18 protein-coding genes are annotated in these 21,398 nt (G+C 32.3%); 8 read left to right on the top strand and 10 right to left on the bottom strand.

What is annotated here, in order from left to right:
* Window positions 1-6 precede the first annotated feature (6 nt).
* The 6 genes from DFQ05_RS04990 to DFQ05_RS04965 all read left to right on the top strand — a co-directional run bounded on the left by DFQ05_RS04990 (window position 7) and on the right by DFQ05_RS04965 (window position 9,481).
* The gene (locus DFQ05_RS04990; protein ID WP_132704236.1) at window positions 7-1,674 is read left to right on the top strand and encodes a tetratricopeptide repeat protein; all 1,668 of its coding nucleotides are present in this window, start codon (window positions 7-9) and stop codon (window positions 1,672-1,674) included.
* A gap of 113 nt (window positions 1,675-1,787) precedes the next feature.
* On the top strand, window positions 1,788-2,843 hold the full coding sequence (locus DFQ05_RS04985; RefSeq protein ID WP_132704234.1) for a hypothetical protein: 1,056 nt from the start codon (window positions 1,788-1,790) through the stop codon (window positions 2,841-2,843).
* A gap of 2 nt (window positions 2,844-2,845) precedes the next feature.
* A complete protein-coding gene (locus tag DFQ05_RS04980) occupies window positions 2,846-6,736 on the top strand; it encodes a CUB domain-containing protein (RefSeq protein WP_132704232.1) in 3,891 nt (1,296 codons plus the stop codon).
* A 197-nt stretch (window positions 6,737-6,933) separates the two neighbouring features.
* Window positions 6,934-8,253, top strand: a complete 1,320-nt coding sequence (locus tag DFQ05_RS04975) for a tyrosine-type recombinase/integrase (RefSeq protein WP_132704230.1) — start codon at window positions 6,934-6,936, stop codon at window positions 8,251-8,253.
* Window positions 8,254-8,258: 5 nt separating this feature from the next.
* Window positions 8,259-8,942 (top strand): hypothetical protein, encoded by a 684-nt coding sequence (locus DFQ05_RS04970; protein WP_132704228.1) that lies wholly within the window; start codon window positions 8,259-8,261, stop codon window positions 8,940-8,942.
* Window positions 8,943-8,956: 14 nt separating this feature from the next.
* Window positions 8,957-9,481, top strand: a complete 525-nt coding sequence (locus DFQ05_RS04965; protein WP_206750664.1) for a hypothetical protein — start codon at window positions 8,957-8,959, stop codon at window positions 9,479-9,481.
* Between the two features lie 647 nt (window positions 9,482-10,128).
* Here the strand turns inward: DFQ05_RS04965 and DFQ05_RS04960 are convergent.
* From DFQ05_RS04960 to DFQ05_RS04920, 10 genes are all read right to left on the bottom strand, one after another.
* Entirely contained in the window at window positions 10,129-10,884 is a 756-nt protein-coding gene (locus DFQ05_RS04960; RefSeq protein ID WP_132704224.1) for a hypothetical protein, read from the bottom strand.
* 626 nt (window positions 10,885-11,510) lie between these two features.
* Window positions 11,511-12,182 (bottom strand): hypothetical protein, encoded by a 672-nt coding sequence (locus tag DFQ05_RS04955; RefSeq protein ID WP_132704222.1) that lies wholly within the window; start codon window positions 12,180-12,182, stop codon window positions 11,511-11,513.
* Between the two features lie 163 nt (window positions 12,183-12,345).
* A complete protein-coding gene (locus DFQ05_RS04950; protein WP_158281893.1) occupies window positions 12,346-12,900 on the bottom strand; it encodes a hypothetical protein in 555 nt (184 codons plus the stop codon).
* A gap of 153 nt (window positions 12,901-13,053) precedes the next feature.
* Window positions 13,054-13,545, bottom strand: coding sequence for a hypothetical protein (locus DFQ05_RS04945; RefSeq protein WP_132704218.1), 492 nt, complete (start codon window positions 13,543-13,545; stop codon window positions 13,054-13,056).
* Window positions 13,546-13,690: 145 nt separating this feature from the next.
* Window positions 13,691-14,350, bottom strand: a complete 660-nt coding sequence (locus tag DFQ05_RS04940; RefSeq protein WP_132704216.1) for an SMI1/KNR4 family protein — start codon at window positions 14,348-14,350, stop codon at window positions 13,691-13,693.
* Between the two features lie 161 nt (window positions 14,351-14,511).
* Window positions 14,512-14,919 carry a hypothetical protein gene (locus DFQ05_RS13720; protein ID WP_206750663.1) on the bottom strand — a complete coding sequence of 136 codons (408 nt, stop codon included), beginning with the start codon at window positions 14,917-14,919 and terminating at the stop codon, window positions 14,512-14,514.
* On the bottom strand, window positions 14,882-15,067 hold the full coding sequence (locus DFQ05_RS04935) for a hypothetical protein (RefSeq protein WP_132704214.1): 186 nt from the start codon (window positions 15,065-15,067) through the stop codon (window positions 14,882-14,884). The genes DFQ05_RS13720 and DFQ05_RS04935 overlap by 38 nt, the downstream gene beginning before the upstream one ends.
* 159 nt (window positions 15,068-15,226) lie before the next feature.
* The gene (locus tag DFQ05_RS04930) at window positions 15,227-15,949 is read right to left on the bottom strand and encodes a tetratricopeptide repeat protein (protein WP_132704212.1); all 723 of its coding nucleotides are present in this window, start codon (window positions 15,947-15,949) and stop codon (window positions 15,227-15,229) included.
* 157 nt (window positions 15,950-16,106) lie between these two features.
* Window positions 16,107-16,808, bottom strand: a complete 702-nt coding sequence (locus DFQ05_RS04925; RefSeq protein WP_132704210.1) for a hypothetical protein — start codon at window positions 16,806-16,808, stop codon at window positions 16,107-16,109.
* Window positions 16,809-16,971: 163 nt separating this feature from the next.
* Window positions 16,972-17,658: a hypothetical protein gene (locus DFQ05_RS04920; protein WP_132704208.1), complete on the bottom strand. Its 687-nt coding sequence runs from the start codon at window positions 17,656-17,658 to the stop codon at window positions 16,972-16,974.
* A 274-nt stretch (window positions 17,659-17,932) separates the two neighbouring features.
* On the opposite strand from DFQ05_RS04920, the gene DFQ05_RS04915 reads away from it, so the two are divergent.
* On the top strand, window positions 17,933-20,362 hold the full coding sequence (locus tag DFQ05_RS04915; RefSeq protein WP_132704206.1) for an MORN repeat-containing protein: 2,430 nt from the start codon (window positions 17,933-17,935) through the stop codon (window positions 20,360-20,362).
* A 38-nt stretch (window positions 20,363-20,400) separates the two neighbouring features.
* Entirely contained in the window at window positions 20,401-21,393 is a 993-nt protein-coding gene (locus DFQ05_RS04910; RefSeq protein WP_132704204.1) for a hypothetical protein, read from the top strand.
* Window positions 21,394-21,398 lie beyond the last annotated feature (5 nt).

Raw genomic sequence — 21,398 nt, 5'->3', positions numbered from 1 at the left:
TAGGTTATGAAAAAATCATTATTGATAATCCTTTTATTCGTATTTAATTCATTGCATTCCCAGCAATCCAAAATAGATAGTCTAACGATAGAATTTCAAAAAGCCAAACAAGACACCGTAAAAGCCAAAATTTTAGCTGAAATAGGAATAGCTGCATATTATACAAATTTTGATTTAGCATCTATTTATAATGATAGTCTTATACAGTTTTCAAAAGGAAGAACCAAGAAGTATGAGGCTTTGGGTTATCGAATGCGAGGCACACTTCAACTTATAAACGGGGATTTTGATGAATCTGAGAGTTCCTATAAAAAGAGTTTAACAATATTTAACGGAATTGAAGATAAAGGCTATCAAGGCGCGCTTCTATCAAATCTTGCTACACTTTATGCAAGACAAAACGAGATTGAAAAAGCAGATAGTCTTTATCTAGAAGCGATAGAAGTTTTAAAAGACGTCAAGGACGATAAACAAACGGTTAATTGTTATATAAATCTTGGGATTAATGCGTTAAACGCAAATAAATTAGAAAACGCTACAAATTATTTTTTGAAAACGTTAAATCTAGCTGATGAGCAGAATAACAAAAATTATCAGTTTTATTCCTATAACCAGCTGGGAACAACATTTCTAAAACGAAACATGTATGCTGAAGCAGAGAAGAATTTGATACAAGCCGAAACAATCGGAAAGGAAATTGAAGACTATTCTGGTTTGGCAAGTACCTATAATCTTTTCGGCGTTCTATTTGATGAGTATAAAAATCATAGTAAAGCGTTGGATTATTTTATACTTTCAAAAGACGCTGCGGAGTCGGTTGGTGATAAAGAGCAATTATCTAGAGCTTTGGTCAATGTAGGACGACAATATAAATTTCTTAATAAATTTGACGAAGCCAAGTCAAGCTTTGATAGAGCATTGGAGCTATCGAAAGCGCTCAACGATTCTAGCAGTATAACATTTGTTAATCTAAATAAAGCAAATCTATTACTCGAGCAGAAACTTATTAGTAAAGCGGAAGAAAGTATTTTAGAAGCAAATAGATTTCTGCCGAAAATACCAGACCAAGATTATCACGTCGCTTATAAGGAAATCGCAAAGAATTATTCTATTTTAGGAATTAATGGTCAGGCTTATAAATACTTAAAAATTTATGCAGATGCTTCAGATTCCTTATACATTAAAAATGATTTAAAGAAAATTGCAGATATATCCGCCAAATATGAACTGGAGAAAAAAGAAAAGGTAATTGCACAAAACCAGGCTTTAGTTTTAGAAAAGGAATTAGAATTAAAATCTAAGCAACGACTAGTTTTGGTAGCCTTATTATTTGCTACAGTGACTACAATAATTTTACTTGTTTTCTTGTATAGGAATATACTTAGAAAGCTTAAGGCGGAAAGATTAAAAGAAGCCTTCAATAAGGGTCTCAATAGTTATTTAAAAAATAAATATAGCCTAAAAGAAAGAGAACTCAATCTATGGTTGGTATTGGTTGAAGGAAAATCTGAAAAAGAATTGGCAGAGCTCTTTTTTAAGTCCGTAGATACTATTAAAAATTGGCGAAAGTCACTGTACAAAAAATTAAAAGCAGAAGGCGAATCTTTCAAGCAAAAGAATGCTGTCGACCTCTATTACAAAGAGAAAGAAACCTTTTCTACCCTTAACGATTAGTATACCCTCAAGGGTAAATTTTTATTTGTAAGAAAAATAGACTTTTTCATTTTTGGTATCCCGTAAGTTTTTGATTAGTATTGCTGTAAGTTAAACTACTTAAAACCAACCAAATGAAAAAATTTATACTAGTCATTGTTTCCCTGTCTTTTAGTTCTTTAAGTTCATTTTCTCAAAATTTAATTGCGGTACAGAACAATAATACACCTCAGTTTTTTTCCGATGCAAACGAAGCATTTGATGCAGCAGTAGAAGGCGATACATTGTACTTTCCTGCTGGTACGTTTAGTTTGAATCAAACTATAGATAAAACTTTACATATTGTTGGTGTGGGACATAATACCAACAGTACAGCTGCTACAGGAAGCACTGTTTTTTCTGGAGCTAGTCAGCAACTACCACAATTGATTTATGTTTCTGGTGGTGGGGGAACAGTAACAGGAATAAGCTTTAGCTCGGTATCGGCTAGTGCATTGGCAAATATCAGAGTAGATTCTAATATTGGTAATTTATTGGTTGATAGAGTTTACATCTCGGGACGAATAATGTTTTATACAGGCATAGCGGAAAACATCTTTATTTTAAGGTCAATAATCGGAACTTTAGATTTAAGAACACAGAATAGTAATGAGCCCTCTGGTTTAATATCAAATAATATTTTGCTTGGAAGGCCCCATTATGTGAATAATATTCAGATTGACTCGAATAATTTTTTAAGTACACCTTCCACGGGCTTTCCAGTCCTTTATGCTAACGGTTCTTCGGTAGTTAATAATATTTTCCTAACGTTTCAATCCAATATAACTAGCAGTTCTTCTAACTCCATTTTTAGAAACAATTTTGGCTTAACGATTGCAGGTAATTCAGGAAGCAATTTCGGTAGCAATAATTTATTTGATTCATCTATTGATGAAAATAATATTTTTGTAAACTATATTAATTCAAGCTCAGTTGTCTCTTACAATTACGATATGAACTTTCCAGAAGGGTCACCATTACTCACCTCAGGGACAAGTGGTGGTCAAATCGGTATCTATGGCGGCCGTTTCCCTTGGAAAGACGGGTCTATACCATTTAATCCGCATATTGTTTCCAAAAACATATCTGGCACTACAGATGAAAATGGAAACTTACAAGTGCAAATAGAAGTACAAGCGCAAGGCAATTAATCATGAGAAATTTTATTTTTTTAAGTTTTGCCTTATTAGGCCTAATGAGTTATGGGCAAATGACTCAAGGGAATGCTGAAACATATCACAACGGAACCCAATCCATTGAGGCTTTTTTTAATAATGGGAAATATGAGCTTAGAGACATTAATAGGAACTTTGAGACTAAAATTGCAAGAGAAGATCCAAAGACGAGTTTAAACTCTATAAATTTTAATTCAATATTCGACAATGATAACAACTGGGAGCCTTTAAAGTCTATTTCGTTTGTGAAAATTCTAAGTACACCTTCCGCTTATAGTCATTTTACAATAGTAGATAATGGTCAAGAAGTTTTCGATTCTAGAACAGATAGTCAAAATAATATTATAGTGGTTAATAAAGCGTACTATTTATATGGGCTTCAATTAACAGATGCAAACCCCATTATTAAATTTTACAGTTCGTTTTTAGATTTTTTCCCAGAGGTAATAACTTTAAATCTAAACGAAGGACTACAAAATGATACTTCATCAAATGGCATAAGTATAGAATACGAAGTGCATGTGGAACCAAACTATGTCGTCGATGTCCACAGAAATTTGACTTTAACATATGACTATTTCAAAAACGTACACAATAGAGAAGGCTTGGGTGGTTATTCAGACAATATTATTGCCTATGTATACAGGGGAAATAAAGATCAATTAACAGTTAAAGCTTTTGCAAGACCAAGTACAGGAATCTTTATAAAAGATATTCTTTTTTTTGGAGCTGGTAGGATAAATGTTCGAAAGCCTCAAACAGGATTAGAAATTGTTGCGCATGAATATACACATCTACTTTTGGCAAGAGAGGAAAAGTTCCAAAGAATTAATACTATTCAAGATTGGCAGGGCTTTGAATTAGTAGAAAAGAGAGCTATTAATGAAAGTATTTGTGATGCATTTGGAATCATAATTAACCACTACTACAAAACAAATGGGTTTGACCCAAATATTATGTCAAATAATCCTCCTCCTATTAACTGGATTATTTATGATCAAGGACTTGGTGATTATTCTGGTGAAGTGCTTAGAGATGTTTCAAATCCAGATGCTTTAGGTATGATTAATAATTTCCCTGGTTATTTGCCTAAGGATAATAGAAAAACTGATACTTATGAATATGTTCAAAATGATGCTAATATAGTTGGTGATAACATATTAAATGGTCCAAATTGGGTTGCAGAATCATATAATGAAGGTGAAGACATGGCCTACAAAAATATGGGGCCAGCTAACTTTTGGTTTTATCTTATAGCAAATGAGGATTTTAAAGTTAATCCTCAATTGGGAGTAAGTGACAAAGGAACTAATTACAGTGTCCGGTCATTAGGTATCGAAAAAATACAACACCTATTGTATTACGTAATTACTGAAAGTAACGATGTTGATAATAATAGTGAATACGAAGAGTTTGCAAATGCTACCATTAACACAGCATTTCATTTTTTGGATAATAATTTACATGGATTTACATTTCAAGACGTACAATCTGTTATTGACGCTTGGTACGCTGTTGGAGTAATACCCAATGTAAACGAGTTTTGTGATAGTGGAAATGTATTAACCTCTACGGTAGGTAATCTTTCTGATGGAAGTCTAAGTCAAAACTACAATAACGACCAAAATTGCTCTTGGATTATAGCGCCAAATGGCGCTTCATCAGTTACCTTAAATTTTATAGCCTTTAATTTAGGAAATGGAGATTCAGTATCCGTTTATGACGGCTTAGATAATTCAGGGACAACTTTAGGCACGTTTTCTGGGTCAACAATTCCAGATGAAATTACATCCACAACGGGAGCGGTTTTTATTGAGTTTTTCACAGATGCAAGTGATGTTGGGCAAGGCTGGACATTAAGCTACACAAGTACGGTTCCAAATGAGAATTGTAACACATTAACAGAGCTATACTTTGCATCTGCTGTTTTCGACGATGGTAGTGGAAACGACAATTACCTCAATAATAGTAATTGCACTTGGCGGATTGCTCCGGAAGGCGCAACGTTTATAAATCTTGATTTTCAATTTATAGATATTGAGAATAGCCAAGATTTCGTAACCATATATGATGGTTTAGACGAAAATGCGCCACCAATCGGCACATACACAGGTAACACAATACCACCGACAATTACTGCCAATTCAGGTACTGCATTTGTAAAATTTACCTCAAACAATGTTACAACTACAGAAGGTTGGGCAATTAGTTATACTTCTGACGGCATTGAACCTTGCTTTGGTACAACAACACTTACAGATAATACAGGAACAGTTTCAGATGGAAGTGGCGCAGATAATTATGGAAATAATGCCAATTGCTCATGGTTAATTCAACCACCGAACGCTACATCTATTACTGTGGTATTCGATGAGCTAAATCTACAGCAAGCAACTATTGACGGAAATACAACAACGATTAACGATTATTTAGAAATTTATGATGGAATTGATGACCAAGGTAATCTAATCGCTTTCTACACAGGTAATCAATTGCTGCCTCTTATTGTGCAGTCTAATAGCGGTTCTTTATTTGTGAAATTCGTTACTAACTCATCTGTTACAGATTCTGGCTGGCAATTTACATACGAAGCTTCTTACGATGACTTTTGTGCAGGTACAAACATATTAGAAGCAACATCAGGAACTATTACTGACGGAAGCGGCACAGGAAATTATAATTCAAATTCGGACTGCCGATGGTTGATACAACCAGAAAATGCAACCTCAATAGAGCTCGACGTTACGTTTTTAGACACTGAATTAGGGAAAGATGGTATTGTGGTTTATGACGGGCCAAACACTTCATACCCTTTTATATCTTATTCGGGTTCAAATTTGCCTAGTAAAATTTATTCTACAGGTGGAGCTATGTTAATTCGTTTTTTATCTGATGATGTAAATGAATTTCAAGGTTTTGAGGCAAATTATGTCGCTAATATTGCTCCAGAGGGAAATCCAAATAGTATGGTAAAATACCAATATTGGTTCAATGATGATTATTCTAATGCGATAAATGAAAATAACTTCGGTGCTGTAAACTCTCTTAATATCAATGTGCAAGCGAGTACGCTAAATCTCAATGATGGTATAAATACACTTCATATTAGAACAAAAGATAAAATAGGGTTGTGGTCGTCAGTGCTTTCAGAATATATTTACGTACAGAAGCCAACAGGAGGTTTAAATAATGAGATTACGGAATACGAATACTGGTTTAATGATGATTATGGGTCGAGGATTTCTGGTACTGGAAATAATTCAAACCCATTTGTTTTAGGAATTAATGAGGGTGTCGGTGATTTAGCTATAGGTTTAAATACATTTCATATAAGATTTAAAGATAAAAAAGGACTGTGGTCTTCAATTACTTCAGAATATGTTTATAACAACAAGCCATCTGGCTTAGGTACAAACGTAATTACAGGTTATCGCTATTGGTTTAATGACGATTATGACAATAGAGTTTCTCTCGAGATTACTCAGAATGAAACTCTAACTTTAATTGAGGATATTGATGTTTCAAATCTTCAGCCAAGTTCTACAAATTTGATTCATTTTCAGTTTAAAGACCTTTATGGAAACTGGAGTTCAGTTGTTACAGAGGAGTTTTTCTTCCAAACGTTGTCAACTAATGGCATTGATTCATCATCTTTTGGAGTGTATCCTAACCCCACCAACGGGAAAATTTTTATTGTATCTCAATACCAAGAAGGAATATTAGAGTTGTACAATGCTTTAGGTAAAAAAATAATGAGTTTAGAAACCGTTCCAAGTGAACTAGACTTAACTAATCTTCAAGACGGTATCTACGTTCTAAAAATTGTAGACAAAGAAAAAATATTCGAGAAAAAGATTATTAAATTTTAGCAATTAATTCTATTTTTGAGTTTTAACAAGCGTATACAATAACGTACACGATTTCATGTGAAATTGTCCTTATAAGGGGTAATATTGGATAAAATCTCGAACTCATAACCCGAAGGTCACTGGTTCGAGTCCAGTTCCCGCTACTAAGATTAAAAGTCAATAAAATCAACGGTTTGAAGTCCTCAAACCGTTTTTTTATGCTTAATTTTAAAGCTTTAATTCAAAGAGAATATAAAAATGCATATGAAAGTGCATATGATTTACCCTTGAAGAAGCAGTTTTCAAATCCTAAAATCTACACCGCTAAAGGTGATTTAAGTAAACGTTGGTATGTCTATTTTTCTTTCAGAGACCCAAGGACAAATAGGCTAAAAATGCAGACACCATATTATGGTTCAGCAAATACTTATAAAACTAAAGAAGAGCGAATGGCTGTTCTTACAGTTTACAGGCAGATTATATTGAAGTATCTCAAACTTGGCTATAATCCTTATTTGGATAATACGGATATGCACTTTGATAAAATCGGTTCTATTCAGAAAGATATAAGTAAGGAGACAGAGCATGCAACTGATTTAAAAAGTATAAAGTCAAATGATTCGGACGAAAGCCAAATGATGACTTTGGAAGAAGCATTTAGTTTTGATATGACTTTTAAAAAGAAGTCTCTTCGCGATAGTAGTTTAAGGTCTTATTCAAGCCATTTAAAAGTCTTTAGAGTATGGTTAGAGAAACATTATAATGATATTAATGGAATTAATAGAATTAATAAGAAAATTGTTATAGGTTTTTTAAATCATATTCTTCAAAAGACATCAGCAAGAAATCGCAACAATTATCGCGCAAGTCTAAGTAGCTTCTTTCAGTTATTAGAAGACAATGATATTATTGAAGTAAATTTTGTAAAGAAAATTAAAGTGCTAAAGTCAGTGCCTAAAGTTAACAAGCGGTATTCTAAAGAAGAGCAAAAAGCCATATTTAGCTATCTTAAAGAAAATGATGAATTGCTCTTACTTTACGTAAAGTTTGTAGCCTATAATTTCTTACGTCCGATTGAGGTATGTCGACTAAAAGTCGGAGACATTGATTTAAAGCAAAGAACAGTAAGTTTCATAGCAAAGAATAGTCCATTCAAAAGAAAAAGAATACCCGACGTATTATTTGAAGAGTTGCCAGATTTACGTCAATATGATAAAGATGCGTTATTATTTACTAGGTATGGAATAGGACAACACTGGGATTCGAGTCTAGAAAGCCGAAGAGGGTATTTTACAAAGCGTTTTAGCAAAGTAGTAAAGCGCAAGTTTAATTTGGATTTAGAACACACACTATACAGTTTTAGACATACATATATCACTAAGCTTTACAGAGGGTTTCTTAAAGATTTTCCACCTCATGTAGCTAAAGGAAAGCTAATGCATATCACAGGGCATAGTTCAATGAGTGCATTAGAAAAATATCTTCGCAATGTGGACGCGGAACTTCCAGAAGACTACTCTAGCATGTTAATAGATTGATGAACATGGATTTAATTGACAATTTATACATAAGCCTAATACAGAATTTTTTCAGAGCAACTATTCTTTATCTACCTAATACGCTAGTAGATGTTATAGAGGATGAATCTGACAAGGAGACACTATACCCGCATACGAATAAGGCTTTTATAATAGAGCGCAATGGGAACAATTATTTTTTAAGTCCTGAACAACAATCCCTGTCTCATGTTAGTCACAAAAGAATTGTACTAGAAGATAATATGTTCAAGTTGCTAAGATATAAAGACGAGGCAACACCATCTTCATTTCAGTTTTTATTAGAAAAGTATTTAGAACAGCTAAAGGGATGTATTTATATCTTCGAATGGCTCTATGAGCATATAGATGCTTATTTGGTGACTTCGGAAACAGATTTTAAAAAGACATTTGAATTACAAGTTAATATTTTAATAGAACATCTAAAGAGTGTAAAAATTCGTTTTGGCGTCCAAAAAGAAGATAAAGATGTTAATACTATTGCTTATGAGGCTTTAGAGGAGTTAGAAAAGATAGTTACTGAAAAAGAGCTCAGTAAAGCTTTCTCCAAAACACCAGCAGCAAATAGCCATAGAACAAGTAAGAAGTTATATCTAAAGATGTTGAAACAGGAAACCATGAAGAAATCAGAACAGTCGATATTAGAAAGTGTTTTTAATGTCAAATTTTAAAGAGATTACTATTGATGAAAGTAAAAAGTAATAAGATAAAATACGAAGAAGCTACTTTAAATTTTAGAGTACCGACAAGCCTTAAATTAGATATAGCTAAAATATCAGCGGATAAAAATATAACCATGTCGCAATACCTAAGAGATTTGCTTGTAAGCATTCATGATGGCTCTTACGGTAAGATGATTATGGAGTCCAATGCAAAGAAAGCTTTTTTGTTTTCAATTGATTTTTTGCAGTTAATGATTTGGGTATTAGGAAAAAAGGGAGAGAGTAAAGTAGTTGAAAGTAAGGAAGAATTAGAAAAATATCTTAGTACTCTAAAAAGAGCAGATATTTATTTACCATCCGATATAAATCATGAATTGAATAAAATTATTTTGGATTTAATAAGAGTTTTGTCAGCACGTAGTTATGATTACAAGGGTTTTGACTTTAGTAAGGATTATGGAGAAAATAGTTCACTGAATTATGAACTAATAATTAGTTTTTTTACATCTAATAATTTTGGAGAGTTTATTCAGCCTAATCAGAAATAACATAATAATTAATGCAATAAAATTGTAATAAAAATTTATCACAAAATTTAATAATTTTGCTATTGCTATTAAAATCATTGTTTTTAGCTCATAAACACTACTTTTTTGAGATGTCTTTTAAAATAATAACAAGAATATTATGTAATAAAGTTTTTGTTCTGAAAAAATAGGTGATACACTTCAACATTCGAAAAGGTTAGTGTTTCTTACAAGAAATTGACTGGCTCATTATTTTGGCTATGTATTTTTCAAATTAATCGTTATGTTCTGCGTAAATCAATAAAGAAGTCCACCAATGCTAATTAGATTCAATTCCTACTAAGTGTTATATTAAATTTGGTTTTTTTGAGTTCAGATTTTGAGTTTTCTAGAATTATTTTACTTAAAAATCAAAAAAAATCGCTTCGCGATAAAATCGTTGAGAGGTCCACTGCGATGATGTCGAACTGCTTTTGGATACATTGTCTGCGAAGCAGCGCAGACAAAAGTACGCCGCAGGCGTATTCGACATCATCGTGTTTGTGTATGATTTCGTTGGGTGTTTGAGCAACTAATTTAGCAAATAAATCACAGATAGAAAGTCCGCGAGGACTTTCGTAAGTAGGCTATAACTAGCAATGAATTATACACGGTGTTGCCAGTAGTTTTTATTCATAGTCAATCATTCTAATTTCCTCACATCTGATATGAGTTGAGTAAGATTTAGAGCTAATTTGATTAAATTCCATTACCTTTTTCCAAATTCCGTGGTCATTTCTGTAAAGTCCAGTAAATCCATTTCCGTTGCAACGTCTTTGTTTAAAAAAAGAAAGTATCGCATATCTTTTATTTTCTGAAAATATTGGTTTAGAAAAATGATAATAAATTGTTTCTTCTGGATTGTTTTTGTCATCCATTTTCCAATTTTCAATAAATTCCGCATAAAGTCGTTTATTCTTCCAAATTCTGTTTTTGTTCCAATACCATTTCTTTTTTAGAATTAATGTGTATGGTTCTTTATTATCGACCAAACTGTCATATTTATTTTGGTCAATATTGTATTTGACAAATTTTATTTTTTTTGTTTTTGGTGGTGATAACGTATTATTATAATTGTTCTCGTCAGAAACTAATTTTGATTCATTCAGGTTATAATTTTCCCAATTTACCATTTCTTTTTTTGGCTCTGTATTAATGAATTTTTCTGGAAAGTGCTTGTCAAATATTTTCAATTCTCGGATTTGATAATTTTTTAGTGAATCATCAATTTTTTCTTGTTCAAGGCTTTTGGGAACTAAATAATAGTATTTAAAATTTTCAGGGACTTCAGCTTTTGCAACTTGATTAATCAACTCTTCAATATCAGTTTTTTGTCCAAAAGACAATGAACTAATTAGCAATAAGATAAAGATTAGTCTTGTCATAATTTTAAAATTCTTTATCAAATTTAAATCCGTTGGTGGTAAATTAAAATCGAGAATGAGCGAACAACTGTTTTGAATTAGTAAAGAGGTCTGTTTTGATTCCGCCAAATTACTGGCAACGCTGCGCTATGTGCAGTTGACTGTTTTTTTGTGAAGATAATGAAAAATCGTGTTGATAAATGGCAATAGATGACTCAAGTTTAGATTGGTAATTGCCATTTATCGACCACAGATAGCTTCGCGTTAGCGAAGTGTTATCTTGATTTTTCTTTTATCGGGAACAAAAAAAGAGCAACCAATTGCATTTAGCGACCTGATATGCCGAGTTGATAAGCCGTAGCGGCGATGTTTGTTGATTGTAATGGTACTTTATTTTAGATGCAATTGGCATAGCGCAGCGATGATGTCGAACTGCTTTTGGATGCATTGTCTGCGAAGCAGCGCAGACAAAAGTACGCCGCAGGCGTATTCGACATCATCGGTCTCGGCTATGGTTTCGTTACGGAATAGTACGCGAGTATCATTCCGCCGTAACCATAAATTTAGCAAAAAGGCTCGAAATTCCGATTAGGAATTTCAGCCGTAATGAACTATAGCCGTTGTTGTGTGTAGTTATATTAGCTTGTTTATTTCAAAAACTCACTAATACTTTTTATCACTCTTGATTCATCTAAATAGTATATTTCGCCGGCGCCTGAGTGTTCACATAAAATAGCTTTCGTTTTGCTATTTAATTTTGCTTTATTTTGTTTCCAACATTTAGATAAATATTTTTGTAAGAATGACTCTTCTACTTCATAAAATAACTCTAAATCAAACTCATCCCATTCAACGTCATTTAGCTCCACTTTTTCAGCAATTTTATTCCACATTTCTTCAAATATATCATATAGATTTTGATTTATATCTTTGTCCTTTGTGATATTATATCTGATTTCGCCATTATTACTATGAGTTTGATTATACGGTGTAATAAAGAGATTGAAATATCCTGCTAAATAATATATTACTGCAAACTCATTTATTTCTTCAGGTATATCAAATTCAGTTTCCATTTGATGTAGTTGAACTTTATGAAACGTAGCCATTACATCATTTGATATAATAGATTCAATATATTTTGGATAAATGAGTTGCCATTCTTCATAGAAGACATTGAACAAGCCCATTAAAAATGCATCAAGATTTTCTTCCTTTTCTTGTTGATTTTGATTGGTATAATTAAGAATGTTTTCGTAAGATTTATGGATTAAATTCCTATTATTTTTCAATAATTCAGACTCGTTAAATCGTTCCATAAGTTTGTTCAAATAATTACACACAACGGTTTGGGCTATGGTTTCGTTACGGAATGGTACGCGAGTATCATTCCGCCGTAACCATAAATTTAGTAAAAAGGCTTGAAATTCCGATTAGGAATTTCAGCCGTAATGAACTATAGCCGTTGTTGTGGTTAGTTTTTTATCCAAATGCATTTGTTAATCCAATTAAAATTCCCCAAATCACAGCGTTTACTCCGATAACTAAACCAACTATTGATAACAATCTGTTTTTAGTCGAAATCGTTTCTTTCAAGAGTATTTTTAGATTATTAGGACTTATTTTTTTCTGAAACATTCTTTTCGAAATTAGCATTGAATGTTTGGCAATCAAATCATTTAGATTCTTAAAAGTCAGAATGTATTTTCCGCTTTGAGCTATCTCAAAATGCCAGTACTCTAATCCAAGTTTTCCATTTTTCCGAAAACGATAATTTGGAAAAGTTTTGTTGAGTTTTATCAGATTTCCGTTTTCCGATTTTAATTCAGCACCAAACTTTCCTTGATTGTCAACAAATCCAGCACCCAAAAAACAAAGTGAATAAAGTCCAGTTGAATTCAACTGAATTTCTTTGCTTTCAGATTCAAGAGTAAATTCAGCCACCGATTTATTTTTACTCGATTTAATTAAAATTCGGATTGAGTAAATCAACAGTAGAATTCCAATTATTCCGATAAATATGAATGTTAACTGCATTGTTTTTTAAATTAATCACAACGGTCTAGTATAACCGTCAGTTACGGGTTAAATTAGCGATTATTTTCGGCTTAACACAGACTTTAGCAATTCCGAGTGGATTCGGACGTAGTCGAATCCGCCGTAATTGCGGTTATACATTGTTGCCCACAGTTATTTTATCCGTTTCCAAATCGTATAATATTTTTCGGTTCCAAGTTCAATTCGATTTTCAGAGACTGATTTTAAATCCAATTCAAGTGGTTTGAAATAGTAAAATCCGTCATTTTTCTTTTTCATTAGATTCCGCTTTAAATGCCATTCAACTGCTTCTTTTCGGCTTTCCGCTTTTTCTTTGGATAGACGTCGCTCAATAATCAGTTTGTCATTTTTAATTCTGTATGCTCCGATATCTATATGATTTGAATTGTAATAAAATTCAAATTCTCCGTTTTCTTTAAAAGTCCTGTCAGCATAACCAGTTCCGTTTTCAGTTTCTATTGGATCAATGGCAACATCTATAAATTCTGATTTTTCTTTTTCCGTTCTAAAATCACATTCCTTTTCAAAACGCCACGTTCCAATTATAAATTCAGATTGAGTTTTTTGAGCAACCAAAATCCCAATTTGAAATATCAATATTATTGTCAGAAGAGTTTTTTTCATAATTGTGGGCAACGGTTTTGGCTATGGTTTCGTTACGGAATGGTACGCGAGTATCATTCCGCCGTAACCATAAATTTAGCAAAAAGGCTTGAAATTCCGATTAGGAATTTCAGCCGTAATGAACTATAGCCGTTGTTGTAAAGCGTTATTTTTCTAACCATTTTATCCAATTTTCCAATATGGTTTGGTCAGAAAGCATAGTTTTTGACTCATAATCATAAAATGGTTCTAACTGCCAACCTTCTGTTCCTACACATCCTATTTGAGTCCATTTACTTATAAAGTCAATGAAGTTATCCCCAAGTATTTGACCGTGAAACTCATCTCCGTCGTGACTCAAGTAAACTACCTGATTTCCGTTCTCTGTTTTATCTCCAAAGGCTATGATATCACCATTTGGAATATCTAAAAATGGAACTTTGTTATACCAAACTTTATCATAGTCATCTTCGGGATTTGAGTAGCATTCAGCAATCCATTCTTGAATATTTACATAGTCGTTCCTAAGTGTTTTAAAATCCCATAAATAGCCACGTCCTGCACCGCAAAAAATTTGTCGAAACTCTCCGTTAGGTTCTTCACCGGCAATTTTCCAATCCATTAATATTCCAGACGAATATTTGGTCAATACTTCTTTGAAATCAGCAGGATATTCAAGATTCAATTCTTTTTCAAGGATTTCGAATGTACTTTCAGAAATAGGTTCCTTTATTCTTAATTCAGAATATTCCCAATTTCTTTTTTTTGCAATATTTAAAATCCACTCGATTCTTTCAATCCAATTATCCCAAATGTCCTTATTCATTCTTGTTTTTCGTAATGCTTTACAACGGTTTTGGCTATGGTTTCGTTACGGAATGGTACGCGAGTATCATTCCGCCGTAACCATAAATTTAGCAAAAAGGCTTGAAATTCCGATTAGGAATTTCAGCCGTAATGAACTATAGCCGTTGTTACCCAACGTTTTTATTCGCTTAAGTTTTTCCAACCCGAAACTCCTTTTGATTTAATTTGCAAAATTCCGTACAATAATCCAATTCTGATTCCGATTCCTAAAATCGTGTTTATATTCAAAATTCCAGATTTATCAGAAATATATAGGTTCAAAAAGTAGGCGAGTATGACCCCATAAAATCCGAACTTTTGCCATTTGAAAATTAAATAAATAGAAAATATTTCAACGAAAGTAGAGAACAACTGAATATATAAAAGTCCCTTTGTGAATTTTGGAACCAATTCAGCCGTTTCTTCATAAAATAGTACGCTGCCAATTCCAGTTCCTAATGAGGTCAGAATTAACAGAATTAAATAGATAGTCAGAATTATGTGCCTACTTTTACTCAACTTCTCCTTTGCTTTTAATTCGTTTCCCAATTGCTCCGCTAATCATTCCAATTATAACTGTTATAACTATTGCTGTCCAATCAATTCCTGTATTTTCCTTTTTCAAAACAAGTGAAAACGCCATAAATGCAATAGGTGGAAAATAAATTATAAAATTTCCTAATATTTTTTTATCCATAATTATTGTTTAAATGTTGGGTAACGGTTTTGGCTATGGTTTCGTTACGGAATGGTACGCGAGTATCATTCCGCCGTAACCATAAATTTAGCAAAAAGGCTTGAAATTCCGATTAGGAATTCAACCGCAATGAATTATAGCCATTGTTGGGCACAGTTTTTATTTTTTCTCAAGTTCAAATCCACCAATTTCAGTAGCATTAGCATCTGAACCTGCACCTTTCAATAAAATCAAAGTCCTTTTCCTTCTGTCTTTATAATGAAGTTCAGTCATCAATTGTTCGGGGTTATTTCTTAATTCTTGTATTCTTTGATTATAGTTGGCATAGACAATTGTATCTTGGACATAAACATAATTGTATTCTAAAATTGCTTTTTCTCGTTTACCTTGAATTTCATAAAGATTTCCGATATACCATTTAAAGTCACTATTCACATCTGAAGCTTGTTCGAGTAAAGTCATTGCCTTTTCAAAATTTCCTTTTTTAACATAACAACCAGCCTTATTAGCCTTATTTCTGGGTGAATCAAAAGTTAATTCCTGACTTTTAAAGAAACGGTTAAGTGCAAGGTCAATACTATCATTGTCATAATAAACTTCTCCTAATATGGTATTTAGGTTGGAAATTTTCCATTTATCCAATGTTTTATCATTTTCAATTATTGAGTCAGTATATTTTTCTCCGAGCTTTAGATTTTTATCTGCAAGTCGATATAGCTCGTCAATTTTAGATTCCCAAGCATATACTTCTTTATTCTGTTGTTCGGCTTGTTTAGCAAAATCTTCTCTTATTCCATCCATAAAATTGTCCATAGAGTTTTGCTTCTGCTGACAACTGAAGATAAAAATTAAGATTGTTAATATGTATATTGTACGTTTCATTCAAATTGTGCCCAACGGTTTTGGCTATGGTTTCGTTACGGAATGGTACGCGAGTATCATTCCGTAACGAAACCATAAATTTAGCAAAAAGGCTTGAAATTCCGATTAGGAATTTCAGCCGTAATGAACTATAGCCGTTGTTGTAAGCTGGCTTTATTTACTTTAAATTTCGTTCTAATCGTTTATTGTATTCCATTAAGCTTTTATTAACTAATGAAACTACGACTCCATGTGGCATTTGATATTCAACATCTTTGTCAATTTCACTTATTCTTGCTACAAAATGTTCATAGTTATCAAAGTAGATTAACACATCATCATAAAAAATTGCTATCCTGATTATAAATTGGATATTATGTTTGTCTTGGTCTAATAAATCTGTTCCCCCATAAAATCCGTCTTTATAATGGTCTCTAAAAGAATTGGATTTAATTTCAAATGTAATGTCTGCATTATAACCATAAGTAGGTACTAAATGGGGTTTATAAATACCAGTCAATATGTTTTCTTCATTTAAGAATCCACAGTTGTATTTTGTCAAGTTGTCTTCCTTTACTTTATAATCAATGCTACTAAAATGCTTTTTAAGGGCGGCAATAATATTTTTTTCAATTTCTTTTGTTTTGATTAAAAGATTTCCTTCAGTTTTATATCTCCGAAGTTCTATTTTTTCTTGCCTTTTACAAAGCATTAATCTATTGATTTTTAGAGTATCGATAGGCTCATATATTTTTTGGAAATAAGTCGAACGCTTGTCATGTCGGTACCAAAAATTTCTATAATCATCGATAGCTACGCAGCTCATTACTAAAAAGCATAATGACAAAATCAAAAATCTTTTATATTCCAAACTATTCATTTGTATGATTATTGTGTTTAGCTTGCTTACGGTCTAGTGTATGATTTCGTTGCGTGTTTAAGCGTTAAATTTAGCAAATAAATCACAGATAGAAAGTCCTTGCGGACTTTCGTAAGTAGACTCTAACTAGCAATGAATTATACACATTGTTAGCAAACGTATTTTATAATCGATATACAATTTCTGTTACAATAAGACGCTTAATGAAATAGTCGTCGAAGTCTAAATCAGCAATTAACATTTCATAAGCTATCATTCTTGGGTCTAACATTCCAGCTTCTTTGGTCATTTGAAGATATTTTTTAACGAATTTATCTTCTTTCGAGACAGTTTTTAATGCTTCTCGATATTTACCAAAATAGTTTATGTCATAATAATTTTTAAGAGTTGCTACTAGAGAGTCCTCATCAGTAACTTTTGGAATTGACGCTTCCAAAGTTCCGATTTCATATCCTCCTTTTGTGTTTAAATATTTTCTTCTAATTCTGTATTCAGTTCGATTTTTGTTTCGACTTTCCTCAACCCAAATAGAATCAGGAAGTCCATATACAACTTTCTTTAATTCACTTTTATTGAATTTGTCAATATTCTTTTTACTTGGTCTTTCCCAATTGCCAGCAATATTTGATTCCAGTTCAGTTAAGTATTCAGAATATGCCTTTTCGGTAGATATATTCGGATATTTTGTTTTTAAAAAATCATTTTCAAATTCGGAAACCATTGAAGTCAAAGTTCCGCTATTTTCTTTCCCTAAAACATTTTCAAATTCCGCAATCTGTTCTTTATTCGAACAACTAGAAATTAGAAGTAGAAAAGTGAATAGCTTAAGAATTTTTGTTGGTCTGGTCATATGTTTGCTAACGGTCTCGTATAACCGTCAGTTACGGGTTAATATGCGTTAATTTTCGGTTAAGCACAGACGTTAGCAATTCCGAGTGGATTCGGACGTAGTCGAATCCGCCGGAATTGCGGTTATATATTGTTGTAGCCAATTTAACAAAACCGTTATCTATTCTGAAACTTAACCAAAAAGAATTTCATTTATATAAACAAAAAAATACGTAATCTGTCGTATTTTTTAAATCAAACAACTGCTCTAAATTGCCAACCAAAATTAAAAGTTCATGATGCATAAAAGTATTTTAATATTAACATTTATTGGTTTATTTTCATCTGCATTTGCACAAAATATAGATTGGGTAAATGCCCCAATAAACCCATTACCAAAAGGTGCTAACTTAAAAACCACGCAACTAAAAGGAGATGTGTTTCAAGAATATTTTTCCTTTTACGATACCAATGGTAATGAGCTGGATTTTGATAACAGTTACCATATTAAAAGGGACCAGCAAAACAGACCTATTAATTATACCTATCCTGATGGAAAAACAACAGTCGTTACATATGATGCAGATGGAAATTTAATTAACGATGAGGGTAGAATTTATGAATATGACAACTATAACCGAATAATAAAAGCAACATTTCCCTACCGAACTATCGAATACAGTTACCAAAAACAAGATGACTTACTTATGGTAACTATCGTGTCTAAATCAAAAGATAAAGCACCAACCACTAAAATAGAATACTACAAAAATGGCTTATTAACTGCAAAAAAGTTAACCCTAAACAGTGAGAAAACCTTTTTTAAATACAAATACGATGAAAAAGGCAACTGGATAACTAGGATAGAAACCAACGCAGCAGGTAATTTAATAAACCAATATACAAGAAGTATAATTTACCATAGTGAATATGAGGATTTTAAAAAAAATGCTGTAATAAAAACAACAACAGGAGATCAAAATTTGAAAGGAGGGCTTGCAATGCCTCATTTATACATTAATGGGAAATTAGACAATACAAACTTATTTTGTAGATTCAATAATGATTATATTTTTTTCAATCCTTTAACATTTACATATTACATTGCCCCAAATGCCTTTGATGAGTGGATATCTTTAAAAGATTCAATACCCTTTAAGCCTTTAATTAACGCACAAAATATAATTGTGAGTGATGGAAAAACTGCAATTTGTATAGAAGAAGGAAAAACCGGCATGTTTTCCGATAGAAAATGGGAGGTCAAAACCGAATATAAAAATATTATTTTAATTGATACCAAAAGTGATGACGTATACTTTGCTGAAAATGCTTTTGGTAATGGTACAAATAATGGAACCACGGCATACCCAGCCATTTCTATGACAGATAAAGGCAACGAAGTATGGTATGTACTAAACCAAGATAAGTCTCGCATTGCATTTTATCATAAGGGGAAAAAAGTACCTGTAACTTCCAAAGGTTTTATTGCTAACTCACAAGACCAAGTATATGCTGTAAATGGGGTAGCTACTTATGTTGCTCAAGATTATAGCAATGCAAAACCAATGCAATTTAACAAAGGCCGCATTTTTGATTATTCTAATGATAAGCTAGCTACAACCACCAATAACAATAATATAAACACATCACAAAAGAAATCATCAACCACTTCGTGTATATCAGGAAATTGTACAGACGGTTACGGAACATATACTTATGAAAGCGGTGCCAAAGTAGAAGGTTTTTTTAAAAACGGAAAACTTAACGGTTACGGAGAGTTTATTTACGCCAATGGCGACACTTATAGTGGTAATTACCTTGAAGGTCAACTCGATGGTTATGGCATTTACCACTGGAAACAGAACAACTTACACTATTATGGCCATTGGAAAAATACAAAACAACACGGTTATGGATATTTTGTGAAAAACGGAGAAACTGTTGAAGCTGGTATCTATACTAATGGTCAACTAACTACCAATTTACTCACAGCCTTTCAAAACAAAAAAAACAACGGTACTTGTTTAGGAGATTGTACCAATGGCTATGGGTCTATCACCTACAATCAAGGTGATGTTTATGAAGGACTCTTTAAAGACGGTAAGCCATACAAAGCTGGTACTTATATGTGGACTAAAGGGAATAGTTATATAGGCGATTGGGACGATTTGGGTAAAATTAATTATACCGGCCAATTTTTTACAGACAGCTTTGTTTATAAAGGTGCTTTTGAACACAATGGATTTATTACAGGACTTGGTGTAAAACTAGATAAAAAAACAAACACTAGAAGCTATGGAGAGTTTAAAGAAGGAAAATTAGTGGTTGATTATGCCAATCGCAATGCATCTACTAACAGTACAAATATCACATCAAACAAAAAAAGCAACTACAAGTATATAGGCAAGGTAGATATAAGTAATAGAAACGTATCGCCAGAAGTCAGGACATTTATTAATTCATTTAACAATAACCCAGATAATATCTCACAACATATAACAGATTTAGGACAAGTTATTAGAGAAAATAAAGCTGAAGGTGAATCAGACCGCAAAGTGTTTTTAAGAGTTTTGAACGAAATTTATAATGTAAATAAATATTTGGCTTTTAGAACTGTTATGGCAGCAGATAAGAAAACTTTAGACTACGTAATAGCTAATGCTCCAAAAGATATGAGAGACTATTTTAGACAAGAAGCAAAATATTTTCAACGCATGAATAATTGAAAACAACAATAATGATATATATTAATAAACCATTGTTTTTGTGCATACTATTATTGAATTCACCTGCCTTTTTAGCTCAATCCTTACCACAAATAAATGTAAAGGACTATGGATTTGAACCAAACACTAAACAAGTTGAAATTACAACCTACAATGTTGAAAATGACAGTGTAATGGTGTCAAAAATTAGTAGCTACAGCTTTAACAATGAAGGTGATATTGAAAGCTATGAGAACCGAAATAAGCAAAACAAGACTTGGGGAAAAGAAAAAAACACTTATAAAAAAGGGAGATTACACAACAGAACTGGGAAGTATAGTAATTCTACCCTAAATAAAAAGCATTACTACGCCTATGATGACAATGGTTATCTAATCAATGAGCAAATTCGTTTTAATAACGGAAATACGAATACTATCAAATTCGAATATAAAGATAATTTGCTTCACAAAATTAGCAGTAATGCCGATGATGTAGTAATCACACATCACTATACCCAAAAAGGACATTTATTTAAAAAAGTATATTCTAAGAAACAAGCTGGTAAACCTAATGTTGTTACCAATCATTTTTATTTAGAAAACAAAGAAATTTTCTCTTACACAGAGTCAAAATACCATTATAAAGCACATATCTATAATGAAAACGTATACATTGGTTTTGAGCTTATAGATGATGAGCGTCTTAAAAGCAAACTAGATACAGGTATACAACGATTTAATAAAGAAGCCCCAAAGGACAACCTTCCATTTAATTTACAAAAACATTGTAACCAAACTTGGCAGTTTTACGATAAAAATTTAGACAAAGTAATCCCTTTCGAATTAAAAATTTACAAGTATAAAAAAGATGCTTTAGGCAATAAAATAAAGTATGCCGAAGCAGTAGTTGATATAGAAACTAAAACCATTTCTAGCGTTAGTTTTTACAAAACAACATTTAAAAATAATACTGTTGTAGGTAATACATCTTTCGATGAAAACCTATTTTCAGAATTCAAAGAAGATATTACCTATATAAATATCCCTTAACACTT

The organism is Winogradskyella wandonensis (assembly GCF_004346845.1).
In the GTDB taxonomy this organism is placed as follows: Bacteria; Bacteroidota; Bacteroidia; order Flavobacteriales; family Flavobacteriaceae; genus Winogradskyella; species Winogradskyella wandonensis.
The sequence above is the reverse complement of the archived record's forward strand: the minus strand, read 5'-3'. Positions and strand labels throughout refer to the sequence as shown.